This is a genomic window from Pseudarthrobacter sp. fls2-241-R2A-168, assembly GCF_030209335.1.
In the GTDB taxonomy this organism is placed as follows: Bacteria; Actinomycetota; Actinomycetes; order Actinomycetales; family Micrococcaceae; genus Arthrobacter.
This window is the reverse complement of the sequence record NZ_JARVSG010000007.1, coordinates 120,435-133,267: the sequence shown is the minus strand read 5'-3', so window position 1 is coordinate 133,267 and position 12,833 is coordinate 120,435. Positions and strand designations below refer to the sequence as shown.

Annotated in this window: 16 protein-coding genes; 3 read left to right on the top strand and 13 right to left on the bottom strand. The window is 60.6% G+C overall.

The window, feature by feature from the left end:
* From QRN11_RS05830 to QRN11_RS05820, 3 genes are read left to right on the top strand one after another with little or no spacing between them, the layout of a single operon-like run.
* Positions 1-492: a hypothetical protein gene (locus tag QRN11_RS05830; protein WP_285250223.1), complete on the top strand. Its 492-nt coding sequence runs from the start codon at positions 1-3 to the stop codon at positions 490-492.
* Positions 493-526: 34 nt separating this feature from the next.
* Positions 527-997 carry a hypothetical protein gene (locus tag QRN11_RS05825; protein ID WP_285250222.1) on the top strand — a complete coding sequence of 157 codons (471 nt, stop codon included), beginning with the start codon at positions 527-529 and terminating at the stop codon, positions 995-997.
* 9 nt (positions 998-1,006) lie between these two features.
* Positions 1,007-1,657 carry a hypothetical protein gene (locus QRN11_RS05820; protein ID WP_285250221.1) on the top strand — a complete coding sequence of 217 codons (651 nt, stop codon included), beginning with the start codon at positions 1,007-1,009 and terminating at the stop codon, positions 1,655-1,657.
* 5 nt (positions 1,658-1,662) lie between these two features.
* On the opposite strand, the gene QRN11_RS05815 is transcribed toward QRN11_RS05820, so the two are convergent.
* The 13 genes from QRN11_RS05815 to leuS form a co-directional block, all read right to left on the bottom strand.
* Positions 1,663-1,887, bottom strand: coding sequence for a hypothetical protein (locus QRN11_RS05815; RefSeq protein WP_285250220.1), 225 nt, complete (start codon positions 1,885-1,887; stop codon positions 1,663-1,665).
* Positions 1,888-3,055: 1,168 nt separating this feature from the next.
* A complete protein-coding gene (locus QRN11_RS05810) occupies positions 3,056-3,262 on the bottom strand; it encodes a hypothetical protein (RefSeq protein WP_285250219.1) in 207 nt (68 codons plus the stop codon).
* Positions 3,249-3,959, bottom strand: a complete 711-nt coding sequence (locus QRN11_RS05805) for a replication-relaxation family protein (protein WP_285250218.1) — start codon at positions 3,957-3,959, stop codon at positions 3,249-3,251. The genes QRN11_RS05810 and QRN11_RS05805 overlap by 14 nt, the downstream gene beginning before the upstream one ends.
* Complete coding sequence (locus QRN11_RS05800; protein WP_285250217.1) at positions 3,960-4,796, bottom strand: type IV secretory system conjugative DNA transfer family protein; 837 nt, start codon at positions 4,794-4,796, stop codon at positions 3,960-3,962. It abuts the gene before it with no gap.
* A 91-nt stretch (positions 4,797-4,887) separates the two neighbouring features.
* Complete coding sequence (locus QRN11_RS05795) at positions 4,888-5,364, bottom strand: type IV secretory system conjugative DNA transfer family protein (RefSeq protein ID WP_285250216.1); 477 nt, start codon at positions 5,362-5,364, stop codon at positions 4,888-4,890.
* A complete protein-coding gene (locus tag QRN11_RS05790) occupies positions 5,354-6,241 on the bottom strand; it encodes a hypothetical protein (RefSeq protein ID WP_285250215.1) in 888 nt (295 codons plus the stop codon). The genes QRN11_RS05795 and QRN11_RS05790 overlap by 11 nt, the downstream gene beginning before the upstream one ends.
* A gap of 193 nt (positions 6,242-6,434) precedes the next feature.
* The gene (locus QRN11_RS05785; protein ID WP_285250214.1) at positions 6,435-6,602 is read right to left on the bottom strand and encodes a hypothetical protein; all 168 of its coding nucleotides are present in this window, start codon (positions 6,600-6,602) and stop codon (positions 6,435-6,437) included.
* Positions 6,599-6,868 carry a hypothetical protein gene (locus QRN11_RS05780; RefSeq protein WP_285250213.1) on the bottom strand — a complete coding sequence of 90 codons (270 nt, stop codon included), beginning with the start codon at positions 6,866-6,868 and terminating at the stop codon, positions 6,599-6,601. The genes QRN11_RS05785 and QRN11_RS05780 overlap by 4 nt, the downstream gene beginning before the upstream one ends.
* Positions 6,868-7,188 carry a hypothetical protein gene (locus QRN11_RS05775; RefSeq protein WP_285250212.1) on the bottom strand — a complete coding sequence of 107 codons (321 nt, stop codon included), beginning with the start codon at positions 7,186-7,188 and terminating at the stop codon, positions 6,868-6,870. Before QRN11_RS05775 ends, QRN11_RS05780 begins: the two co-directional genes overlap by 1 nt.
* A 243-nt stretch (positions 7,189-7,431) precedes the next feature.
* Positions 7,432-7,746, bottom strand: a complete 315-nt coding sequence (locus tag QRN11_RS05770; protein WP_285250211.1) for a hypothetical protein — start codon at positions 7,744-7,746, stop codon at positions 7,432-7,434.
* Positions 7,747-8,131: 385 nt separating this feature from the next.
* Complete coding sequence (locus QRN11_RS05765; protein ID WP_285250210.1) at positions 8,132-8,989, bottom strand: ComEA family DNA-binding protein; 858 nt, start codon at positions 8,987-8,989, stop codon at positions 8,132-8,134.
* Between the two features lie 80 nt (positions 8,990-9,069).
* The gene (locus QRN11_RS05760; RefSeq protein WP_285250209.1) at positions 9,070-10,065 is read right to left on the bottom strand and encodes a DegV family protein; all 996 of its coding nucleotides are present in this window, start codon (positions 10,063-10,065) and stop codon (positions 9,070-9,072) included.
* 55 nt (positions 10,066-10,120) lie between these two features.
* Positions 10,121-12,646, bottom strand: a complete 2,526-nt coding sequence (leuS, locus tag QRN11_RS05755) for a leucine--tRNA ligase (RefSeq protein WP_285250208.1) — start codon at positions 12,644-12,646, stop codon at positions 10,121-10,123.
* Between the last annotated feature and the right edge of the window lie 187 nt (positions 12,647-12,833).

Below are 12,833 nucleotides of genomic sequence, written 5' to 3'. Positions count from 1 at the left end.
ATGTCTGCTGAAGTCACGCCTGAAGTAAAGCCGCCGGCGAACCGCAACAAACTGCTCATCATCATCGGCGGAGCCATCGTCGTGCTCCTGGTTATCATCGCCATCGCCGTGTCATCCCAGGCAATCCGAGCCGGCCAGGAAGCCGAGGCCAAGGCCAAGGCTGAGGCCAGCGCGGCGGCGATGCTCAAGGCCGCCGATGCCGCTCAAAAAGTCATCGACGACCAGTTGGCCGAGGATGCCAAAGACGCCAACTACGTCTGCGAACAGCGGCTGCTGAAGGTACACCCGACAGCCACTGTCCAGGCCGGCAAAACCAAATCGACCTACAAGGCATCCGATGGCAGCTTCGACACCACCGGCGCTTACACCGACGCTCCCGCAGGAAATACCATCCCGATGCAGTTCAAGTGCTCGTCGAAGAAGGGCAGCGGCACGAGCTGGACGGTCTTCCTGAGCAATGACGGACTCGGCAACAAGATTCCCGGAACCTGATAAGTAAGGGAAGCGTCAGGAGTGGACGAACGCGATGTCTGAGGTAACTGACTGGATCAGCGCCAGTGCGGATGTGGCGGCAGCTGTTGGAACCGTCGGCGCTCTCTGGGTCGGGGCGGTGACACTTCGCCGCCAAGTGAACGATCAGCACCGGCAGCAAGCGGCAGCCGTCACGGTGGCAGTTCAAAAAGGGAAGTACGACAATGAGCTACTCGTTTTCAGCGTACAAAACGATAGCCCGTTCCCCGTCTTTGAAGTCGTGCTTATCGCAACTGACCACGGAAAAGATTTCCAAAACGAGTTCGTTGCTACCTTGCCACCAGGTAAGATCACCAGTTTCACTCTCAGGGACACTCATTTCATGGGTTGCCGCGCTACGTTTTACGACAGCTCAGGGAAACGCTGGGTTCGAGATTTCACCGGCCCGCTGAAGGAAATCACCCCGAAGAAGCCAAATCTCTTCCGGCGGTTGTACCTGGTCCTATTCACACACAATCCAAAATAAGGAAGAGATTTGCTCAAGCACTGGCGGCTTGTAACGGCCACTCTCGCCATCGTCCTAGGAGTTGCGGCGATAGTTCTTTGGGGCTCATCGCTGCTGCAAGGACCCACAGATGCAAATCCCCCTAACGCCGCAGAATGGCTCAGTGCAATCTCAACATTTTGGGGAGCCATCGCCGGTGCCATCGGTGCACTCGGTACGGCGGGTGCGCTCTGGCTGGGAGCCATCACCTTCACGCGGCAGGTCAACGATCAGCATCGTGCCCAAGCAGCGACAGTAACTGTTCACGTCGGAATCAAAGCCGGTATCGACGACAACCACACGGTAGAAATCACTACGGGTAGCAAGCTCCCGATATACAACATGGAGCTAGTCTGTATCGGCTCCGAGGGTGACGTACTGGAAGTCTTCAGGAAGCACGTCGTCACGGACCGGTTCGGCCAGTATCTGGATGAGGCGTTGCCGCTGCATCAAGCCAGAGCGACATTTACCGACAGCGCTGGCGTGCGCTGGGAGCGCTGGTCCAAGGGCAAGCTGATCGAGCTTGGACCGGAGCCCGAGGGCTTCGACATAGTGGAAACCCCTCTTGCCGCCTACGAGGAACATAACCGCAAACTGCGGGAGAAGAGGGAGCAGCGGCGGAGTCCAGCGCAGGGTGAATGACTGGACTAGCCCTCGTGGTACAGGACGTAGGCCTCGTACATAAGCATTTGCTTGCTAGGGTTTTTTGGGTCTGGAATGACGGTCGTCAGAAACTGGACGCTATCGAACTGCTGGCGGGTCCTCCAGAACGTGTTATCGGGGCTCATCCCATGGATGAAAGCTTGGACATCCTCGTGAACCGGATTGGGCGCGGCGATACGTCGAATCTTCAGTGGTGGCTTGAATTCCATGGCTGTTCTTCCTATAGGTAGACGCCCCAGCCGCCTATGGATGGCCCTATGCTACGTCCTTGAACTGCATTCCGTTCACCTATGGATGAGTAACAAAAGCTTGGTAGACGATTCGGGAGCCGGTAGGACTGTTTGGGTCTGCTACCACCAAGGGGATCACCTGGACGTTCGTAGCGCTGGACTGGTGGTATCTGATCAGCTGGCTCACTTGATCGCACAGAGCATTAGGGGAATCTGCAGAAACGGTTGCAAACTTGGCCATGCCAACTCTCCTTTGAACGACCCCTTACCCCTATAAGCGCTTCGCTTAGGGGGCTCTCAAGATACATATTTCCCTGGCTGAAAGCTATGCTTCAGCGCCCCCTTGTTGGCTACTCTCTAGTGTTCGCACGGTACTCGTCCAAGTGAATCTGACTCTCTTGGATCGAGCGGCAGTAGGCATGGAGTCCAGCCTGGTGCTATCCGTTACGCGCTTGTGTTTATCGACTGGCCAGCAAAGCGGGGGCAAGGTTTGACTTGCAGTATGGCATTTCACGGTTATGTCATTCACGCTATCTCTAGCGCAGCCATCATTACGCTCTATCGGCTCACAGTCCGCTAACCCCGCTGGTCAACCTATAAATGTACGCTACCTCGGTCGGTGCCGGTGCCTTTTACTGGTGGACAATACCTGACAACAGAAATGGCCATTGAGCGTGAGGCTGCTTTCTGCTACTGGGAGGTGACCGGTGTAGCTCCGACATCGCGTTTCAGGAGCTGAGTATGTCTGTGCCGGGTGGAGGCACGAGTGCTGTCTCTTTTGAGGGTAGGTACGTCGATGCGATTGTCGATACGGTTATAGTGACAAATTCTCAGACCAATAGCCAGAGCTTCTTATGACTATTGCAACAAAGGCATAAGGAGAATAAAGTCTATATATATCTATAGGATTATTGAGGGCGTCGTGGAAGAAGAATAGAAACCGGCCGCCTTGAGACGCAAGTAACGGTGTCCGGGTCTAACCCATACGCTTCAGCAAGTTCCCGTGCGTCGCTGGTCGCCCGCTTCATACATTCCGCACGGAACGCCGAGACTCCATACTGAAGACGCCATCGAAGTCGGCGTAGGTTGCATCTCGTGGTCATAGGCTACAGCTTCGTAGCAGTAGCTATCCATGTAGCTATCCATTTCAGGACTCTTCGTATTCTGAAACCTTGAGCATCACGCAGTTGTATCTCTGATTCAGGTTGAAACCGAAGCGCTCGGAAGCAAGCTGGATGGCCTTCTCAGCGGCAGCCGCTTCATCGTTAGTGTGGCAGTAGACGGTTCCACGGTGATAGCGCTTGGTGTGTCCCCCTGGCGGAGTCACGGCTATGACGAACTCAAACATGGGCATCTGTCACCGCTTTCCTTTCTGTGAGTAATCGTGCTGCATCGTCAAAAAGCACGACGGCGAATAATTCGGATTCCCCCAGCTTGTGAATGATGTCTTCCAGGTAGCGCTTGCGGGCTTCGTCGGGAACCAGCCACAGCACCAGTGGGAACGCACGGTCGGCCGGCCAGGCTCCAGAATCAATCGCCTGGACGTAGCGGCGCATCTTGGCCGTCAGCTGGCTCTCCCACTCGGCACCGCGATCTACTTCGACCCAGTAGGAAACTGCGCCAATTTCGATTGCCGCATCAGGCTTGAGCTGGACGTGTCCGACGCGGGTGTGGCACCAGGGCTCGGTCAGGAAGGTCAGCGGTTGTCGGGCATGAGAACCTGGCTCCCCCAGATTTTCACTTTGGTCAGATAGTGAAAGCTGCACGTACAGCTCGGCGATGTCCAAGGTGTGAGGTTCGGGAGTCCGGGCCTTGGTGGAGGCGAGCTGGTAGACGTACTCCGCAGAGCCGTTGTAAGCCCCCCACATACGTTTCAGGTAGCCCAGTTCAGTAAGACGCTTCAGGTGCCTACAAGAGCGGACACGCTGGCCGTCAGGGGTACCAGAACGATAGTGGATACGCCGGAGTTGGGAGGTGGTGAGCTGGCGAAAGTGCCTGACGGTTTGGAGGACGGACCGCTGGGTAAGAGATAGAGCAGAAAAACTATTCATTTAGAAAGTACCGCCCGCCGCGTGATTAGGCCACTGACCTGCACAAATAAGGTGTTCAAGTGTGACCTGAATCAACGCCCCCATAAACTGACGAATCAATAGATTGTTCGGGGTCATTCCAGGCTCCCAATCTTGGGACGTTGCTTCTGCTCCGGGGGCCTTGTGTCTCGTCAAGAGGTCTGCTTCCACTTCCATAACCGGACGGCCATATTTCTCTCTTGAATAGGCTTTGGCTTCGTCGGCCGCACCAGTTGCTTCCGGTGGTGGTGAAGTCTTCAAGGTGACCACCGGGGCGTTGCCGCTGCTGCTCATCAGCTTGGCCGCCACGGTGTAGCGCGGGAGGTTCGCCAGGTCGTCGGCGGTCAGCGGGCCGAAGGTGGACTGCATCGACTTGGCGTCGTCACTCGCCAGGCGGAAGACGATCTGCGACTGGGCGTTCTTACTCAAGGTCTGCTGCACCGCTTTGGGCAGTTGGTCGGCGTATTGGTTGGCCACCATCAGGCCCAGTCCGTAGGACCGGGCGAGGGCGAAGGGGTCGGCCTTAGTCGTGTTCAAGGTCTCCACGAACATCTGTGCCTCATCAATCATGAGGACATTGGGCTCACGATGTTCTGGCGGCCGTCGTAGGGTCGCATCCCAGACCATATCGAATATCAGCTGTCCCAAGGCCGAGGCGTTTGTCTGGCCCATGTGGGCCTCGCTCAGCGGCACTAGGAGAATCTTGCGCTTGCGGACTATCTCATCAAAGTCGAGCCCGTCCTTCTGGCTGACGATGTTGCGAATCATGCGGGAGCCCAAGAAAGCATCGAGGCGGTTCACGGCGCTGTCCACTGTCATATCCGCTTTGTCGTCCAGCCAGCGCCATTCCTGGATGGTGTCCGGATGGGTGTTGCGGTTCAGCCGGCGGACTTGGGCGTTGCGGTACTCCTTACACCAGGAGCTGCTTCACGTCGTAGAGGGTGAGCTTGTTCAGGGCGGCGGTCATGACAGCATTACTCAACACACGTTGCAGCTGGGCTGACCAAGTATCACCACTAAGGTTCTTGAATAGGCCGACCACATGACTGGTGGTGCGTTCTGGGTCTCCGCCGCCTAATACATTCAGTCCTATAGGCCTATCGGTGTCTAATGGGTCAAACCAAATGACATCATGCAGACGATGAAGCGGGAGCGAGCTCAAAACGTCTCGGCAAAGATCGGTTTCAGGCTCTATGAGAACCAACCCCATATTGCGATCTATAACTTGCGCCGCCATGTTGTGAAGCAAAGTACTTTTGCCAGTACCTGACGGCCCGAGCAACCAAGAATGAACGGTGAGAGCTTTCTCCGGTATCGCCACCCGGCGGTTCTGCATCTTCGGGGTGTTGCTCGTGCCAATGACAATGCCGTCGGAATCATGCACCACGGTGGGGGGCGATGCGCTTGGCGCGTTTGGAGCCGCTACCGTTCAAGGGCCAGCCCATGAGAGCGCTGAACTCTTTGGCGTTGATGAGGATAGGGAATCCCCCGGTGCTGGCCCGGAGATTGATGCGCTCCCCCACATTCGGCATGAGTCGCTTAATGAATCTAGCTTGCGGAGCTTCTACCGATTTGAACACCGACGACAAGTCTTTGACCATGCCTGGTGCGTATTCTCCGGCCGCTCCAAGCCTCGCAATGGCTGAAAAGGTATGGTCGGCCAGTTTGTCCTTATCTGCGCTCTCAGAGGCTCTAGGACGCTGAGGAAAGATGCACCACTGTAGGACGGTAGCTTCGCCTGGATTCAGGCTTTTGAATTGGGCGTTCATGCTGTGCGAGGTGCCCTGGATGTCCAGGATGCGGAGGGACTTCAGAAGGCTGGTGCCCGGCATGGCCAGCTCCGTGGCGGCCTGCCACCTCATGGTGGCTATGGGGTCGTCTACGTCGTCGACCTTCTCCATGGAGCCGTCGATGTGCTCGTAGAAGAGTTCGTCCAGGCGAGCGGCTATGCGCCCAGGCGTGTGGAGGAAGTAGCCCTCCCCCTTCTCGTCGGCGTAGCGCTCGAAGCTGACCGCGTAGATGGGCTGCATGAACTTGGGCTTGGGCAGTCCCGACATGATCCGGATGAAGGCCATCACTTGCTCATGGCCCATTGTCGAGGGGAAAAACAGCTCGTAAGTGCGGCGCTGGCGGTCAGCGAGCTTTTGGGCGGCATTCATGATGAGGGCAATACCTCCTACCAGGCCAAGCCCGGCGACTGCGAGTTGGGCAAAGGAAATAGCTATATCGGTAAAAGTGATTTGGACTGGATAAATAACTTCCATAAGCGCATTATGAACTTATTGTTTGCTTTTGTGGCGTGACCTACTTCTATCGAAGATCAGCGAATAGAAGCCGCGCCACATGAGCTAGTAATTTGATTGGCTGATAAGGGGTAGTCGTCTCGGTAGCAAAAATCCACGCGGTCTTGAAGAGACGTAAATGCTACTGGCCTCCGGGTCGTCCCTTACTAGCCCGTCAAAGCCTCGTCGCCCTCGCATAGAGCATCCAGCCGACAGTTATCGCCACGATTCCGATGAGCACCAGCGGGAGGTAGGGCTGCATGGCCGCAACTAGGAACTGCATGGCCACGAACACCAGCACCGCCGTTATCAGGGCTGACCGCACCTCCCGCAGATACTTCACCTTCGACCACGCTCGCTATCCACCACCAGCTTCAAGGCTGCTTCGGCCTCTTCCCTTGCCTCCCGCAGCTCACGGCGAGCCCGCCGTAGGTTCTGGTACTCGTCCCAGCGCATCGAGTACTTGTCCACGACTATCTCCACCACCGGCCCCATGAATATGGCCGCCCCGACCAGTACCGCAATCAGCACGACGATGTTCATGTGCTGGCTCATCCGTTCGGCCAGCGTGATGACGGCGAAGACTGCCAGCAGCGGGATGACCGACATCAGCTGTAGCCCTTCATGTACCGGTCCAAAATCTGACCTGAGTTGCTCATAAGGGTGGATTCGATGAGGAGCGCAGCCTGCTCGATCCGCGGCCGGCCCATTACGGCTTCTTCCACCTTGCGGTCGAACTCTGCGATGGTTTCCAGGCCTTCAACGGCGACGTTGAGGGCGTGCCGCTGCCGGAACTGGGCGATCCAGGCCCTGTTCAGCTCGTAGGTTGCGCTTGTCGAGGTGGGGATGATTTCGGCCGGGAAGCTCCGCTGACGGGCCAGCCCGTTGGTCTTGTGCTCGATGCCGAGGTCATAATCTTCGTTGCTCATTGCCGCTCTCCCTTTGGTGTTCACCGGAGTGTGATTCCGGTGTTGATACAACTAAGTCTGAGAGGCGCAGTTATTCGTTGTCAGTTTTTCATTTGTCCAGAGGAAGTGGGAGATGTGGCTGAAGTTTGTTCTATTTTTGATTTAGATTGGAATTTAATTGGAAACTCCTCGCCGGCGTTTTAGCTGACGAGGAGAGTCGGGTACATATCTTCTTATAACGGCGGGCCTCAGCTGCTTGCTTTGTCAGGCTGCCTTGCCTTCTTCGTCTGCCGCTGCGTCGCTTTCTGCCTGCTCTAACAGGCGTCGCGCTACGTATCGGCAAAGCTTTCGTTCATCGCCGTTGGGCTTGCGCCAACCATCCACCAACCATCCACCGCCGAAGTGGTCAATCACTTCCTGGCGTCGCCTCAAGGCGTTCCCCCCGTCTATATCGGGGGCGATGTTGAAGAGCTTCAGCAGAATGCCGGTGAAGCTCAGAATATTGGGGGTTGAAAAACCTGGCCAGATGGGACCGGGCGTCGCTACCTTCTTGAGCTCTTCGAGGAGCCTCCACTGCATATATTCGCCTTCACCGATCCGGCTTAGTCCAGATTCGGGAGCCGGTGCGTACAAGAGCCGCAGTGTCGGGTATTTGTATGGTCGCGAGCCGTCCGGAATTATCGGTTGGCCATGCTCGTCCTTCTTGAGGGGCCTCCGGGCTACTAGTTGTTCTGGTCTTGCTCCGTCTCCGATTAGTAGTTTGAGTTCATCAGTTAGCTTGGACTCGCTGTGTAAGTTCGTCCATCTTCCGCTGGGTGTGTTCATGGTGGGGGTTTTCGCTCTCACTTTGAGTGGGCTGGGCTCAGGTCGGGGCTTGAGGAACGGTTACCAAGCTGGCCTCCTTTCTCGGGGCGGATTCTTAGTTTGCAGGAGTCGGCCGAGTACCGGTACCCGTCGTTGGTCTCTAATGGGTAAAGATGCTAAGGGACGTTTTCGAAATAATCGTCCAGTCCACGATGCGCTGGGCAAGCACGGGGCCGACCTTCGGCAGACCGTCCAGTTCCTCCATTCCGGCCGTATTCAGGTTCACCTTTGAACCCGGCGCTGCGCGTCCGTCCGGGGAGTCTCCAGCATCCGGCGGTCCGGCTACCCCGGCACTGCCGGGCACCACTTCACCCTGCCGCGGGACATGGATCTTTTGTCCGTCCTCCACCACTGCGGCAAGGTTCAGGCGGTCCAGGTCGGCGCCGGGACTTCCTCCTCCGGCCGCCGCGACGGCATCGTGCACGCGGCTCCCTGCCGGCAACTGCACCACCCCGGGCCGCACCACGGCCCCGGCAACGTGGACCACTACGGTGCCGGCCGGGGCGCTTTCCTGCGCTCCCGGCAGCGCACCGGCAGTCGCTCCGGGCGATGGACCGGCCCGGCTCCCGCCACCGCCGTCCTCGCCTGATGGGGCGTCCTCACCAGTTTTGGCTGTGGTCTCCGGACCAACCCCGCTCAGGGGAAGGATCTCGGGCCGCCCCGACGCCGCCTGCCACCAGAACCAGGCACCTCCGGCCACGGCAAGGATGCCCAGGAGCACGGCAAGCCGCAGGCCAAGGCGCCAGCGGATGGCCGGTCCGACGTCGTGGGCCTGGGTATGACGTGCACCGCCGACGGTGTCAGCGCCGGCATCGGGACCAGGCGCGCCCCGGTATTCGAAGGCATGCCCGTCCTCCTCAACGAGGAGCCCGCGGGTACTGGTGCCCAGCGTGGCCTCCAGCCGGTTCCTGGCATGACGCGCCTGCTGACCTGCGGCTCCAGCATCCCGGCGTGACATGCACCCCACGCTAGGGACATGCCGCACCCCGCGACAGGGCAAGGCCCTGCTATGTGGAAAGGGTGCCCGTAGCCGGCACCTTAAGCGCTGCCCTCACCCGCACCGCTGCCGCTGCCCACAATGACGGCCAGGACACCAAGGCCCGCATGAGCCGCGAGTACGGCGGGAAGGGAACTGATCTGGGCAGGGGGGCACTGCGGCAACGCCGCTTCAAGCCGTGCCGCCAGGCTCTGGGCCTCTGCCGGGTTTCCGAAGTGGTGGACGGCCAACCGCACCCCGTCCGGCCGTGCGGCCGCGTCGGCGGCGACAATTTCCTCGAGGCGCGCGACCGCCTTGGCAGCGGACCGGACTTTTTCCAGCGGTACGATCCTGCCGTCGTCGACTGCCAGGATGGGTTTGATGGCCAGCATGGTGCCCCAGAGCGAAGCTGCCGCTCCGATCCGCCCGCCGCGGCGGAGCTGCTCCAGGCTGGGAACGTAGAAATAGACCTTGGTTCTGGCTGCCTGGTCCGCCGCAGCAGCGGCCACCGTCCCGGCTTCTGCGCCTTCCGCCGCCGTGCGGACACTTGCCTGCACAGCCATGCCGAGGGCCATGCCCACTGTTGCTGAATCGACCACTTCTACGGGGATGCCCACGCGGGCCGCCGCCAGGCGCGCCGCGTCCGCCGTCCCGGACAGGCCGCCGGAAATATGCACGGAGACCACTGCCTCGTAGCCGCGGCGCTGCGCGGCAAGGTACGCCTGTTCGAACTGTCCGGGCGAGGGCCGCGAGGTTTTTACGGAGGTGCCGCTGGCCAGTGCCAGCGCGATGGTCTCCGAAATGTCGTCCTCACCCTCGCCGTAGATCTCCTCACCCACCATCACAGGCATGGGGATGATGGTCAGGCGTCCGTCACCAGTGAGATCTGCTGACCAGTCAGCGGGCAAAGCAGACGCGGAATCAGTCACCACGGCAGTCCGTACGACGGCGTCCGGCCGGGTTGCGGCGCTGCCCCGCCGGGCGTCGTCCTGCTTTGCGCGCATGGCGGCTACGCGCGCCCGGAGCCAGGGCCAGGCGGCAGCGTCGCGGTGGGGCAAGGTGGCCTCCTGGGGTCAAGCAGGCCGCCGGAGGTTTCCGGCGGCCCGGTCCAGCCTAAGCCGGGACGATGTTGACCAGTTTAGGGGCGCGGACGATGACCGTGCGGATGCCCCGGCCGTCGAGGGCGCGCTGGACGTTGTCCGAGGCCAGCGCCAGTTCCCGCAACTGGTCCTCGGAAACATCCGGGGAGACCTCTAGCCGGTCCCGCACCTTGCCCTGGACCTGGACGACAGCCGTGACGGTGTCCTGCACCAGGAGTGAAGCGTCGTGGGCAGGCCAGCCGGCGTTGGCCACCGAGGCCGGGTGTCCCAGGACGTTCCACATGTCCTCGGCCGTGTAAGGGGCAAAGAGGCTCAGGATGACGGCAACAGCTTCTGCGGCTTCCCGGACTGCCGGGTCGGCACCGCCGGCGCCGGAGTCGATGGCCTTCCGGGTGGCGTTCACCAGCTCCATCAGCTTGGCCACCACCACGTTGAACTTGTTGGCGTCCAGCAGTTCAGCCGCGTCAGCGATAGTCCGGTGCGTGACTGACCGCAGGGCGCGGTCTCCGGTGGTGACGTCCACGCCCGGCGCACTGGACACGTCCTGGGCGAGGCGCCAGGCGCGGGCCAGGAACTTCGCCGAGCCGGAGGGCGAGACGTCTGCCCAGTCGACGTCGTCCTCGGGCGGGGAGGCGAAGATCATGGTCAGCCGGACCGCGTCCACGCCGTACTTGTCCAGCTGCTCGCCGAGGTCCACGCCATTGCCCAGCGACTTGCTCATGGCCTTGCCGCCATTGAGCACCTGGCCCTGGTTCAGGAGCGCGCTGAAGGGCTCGTTGGCCTCGATCATGCCGAGGTCGTTGATGACCTTGGTGAAGAACCGGGCGTACAGCAGGTGCAGGATGGCGTGCTCAACGCCGCCCACGTACTGGCCCACGGGCATCCAGTCGTTGATCTTTTCGGGGTCGAACGGGCCTTGGGTGTACTGCGGCGAGACGAACCGCAGAAAGTACCAGGACGAGTCCACGAACGTGTCCATGGTGTCCGTGTCCCGCTTGGCCGGACCGTGGCAGGAGGGGCATTCGACGTTGACCCAGGCTTCGGCCGCAGCCAGCGGCGAGGTGCCCTTCGGCGAGAGGTCCTCGCCGCGCAGGTCGGAGGGCAGCGTGACGGGCAGCTGCTCGTCAGGAACGGGAACCTCGCCGCAGGACGGGCAGTGGATGATCGGGATGGGAGTGCCCCAGAAGCGCTGGCGGCTGAGCAGCCAGTCACGCAGGCGGAAGTTCACAAACTTCTCACCGGTGCCCTGGCGCTCCAGGATGGCGATTGCAGCGGGGATGGCTTCGGCCTTGGGCAGGCCATCCAGGTCGCCGGAGTTGATCAGTGTCCCCTCCCCCGCGGTTGCGGTGCCGGACACTGCAGGGTCTTCCTCGCCCGTGTCCAGGACAGCCCGGACGGGAAGGTCGAAGGTGCGGGCGAAGTCCAGGTCCCGCTGGTCGTGGGCGGGGACGGCCATGATCGCGCCGGTGCCGTAATCGGCCAGGACGTAGTCCGCGGCCCAGACCGGCAGCTTCTCCCCGTTCAGCGGGTTGATCGCGTACCGGCCGGTGAAGACACCGGTCTTCTCACGCTCGGTGGACTGCCGTTCGATTTCCGAGAGTGCTTTGACCTGCTCGCGGTATTCGTCCAGGGCAGTGGTGTGCTCCTCGGTGACGAGTTCGACGGCGAGCGGCGCGTCCGCTGCCACCACAAAGAACGTTGCGCCGTACAGGGTGTCGGGGCGGGTGGTGAAGACGGTGACCTCTTTGGCGGGCTTGCCGCCGTCGGCCTCGATCACAAAGTTGACGTGTGCGCCCTCGGACCGTCCGATCCAATTCTTCTGCATCGCCAGGACACGCTCGGGCCAGTGGCCGCGCAGCTGCTCCATATCGTCCAGCAGCCGGTCGGCGTATTCGGTGATCTTGAAGTACCACTGGTTGAGGGACTTCTTGGTGACGGTGGTGCCGCAGCGCTCGCAGGCACCGTTGACTACCTGCTCATTCGCCAGGACAGTCTGGTCCTTGGGGCACCAGTTGACCGGGGAGTTCTTCCGGTAGGCCAGGCCGCGCTCGTAGAAGCGCTTGAACAGCCACTGGGTCCAGCGGTAGTACTCGGGGTCCGAGGTGTGCAGGCGGCGCGACCAGTCAGCGGAAATGGCGTACCGCTTGAAGGACGCTGCCTGGGTGTCGATGTTGGCGTAGGTCCACTCGCTGGGGTGGGCGTTGCGCTTGATCGCGGCGTTTTCCGCGGGCAGGCCAAAGGAGTCCCAACCGATGGGGTGCAGGACGTCGTACCCCTTCTGGCGCAGGTAGCGTGCCACCACGTCGCCCATGGCGAACGCCTCTGCGTGGCCCATGTGCAGGTCGCCGGATGGGTACGGGAACATGTCCAGCACGTAGCGGCGCTCCCGGGACCCGTCATCCACCGGGGTGAAGACCTTGAGGTCCTCCCACACCTGGGGCCATTTGGCCTCCATGGCGGTGAAACTGTAGGTGCCCTCTTCAGGCTCCGCCGATACTGTTGTTGCTGTTCCGGTCTCTGTCTCCGGCTGAACGCCCACTGCTGCCCTCTTCTGTTCTGTTACGGCATCTGTGCTGCCATAACGGCCTGATCCTCCTGCTGCCGGCCCGGCAAACACGCCCGGACACACAAAAGCCCCTCGCCAGGGAGGGGCTGCCGCACCGATATCCGTTGTTCCGGACGCCGGGCGGCTAACTAAGCAGAAGGATCGCACGCATGGATCTACT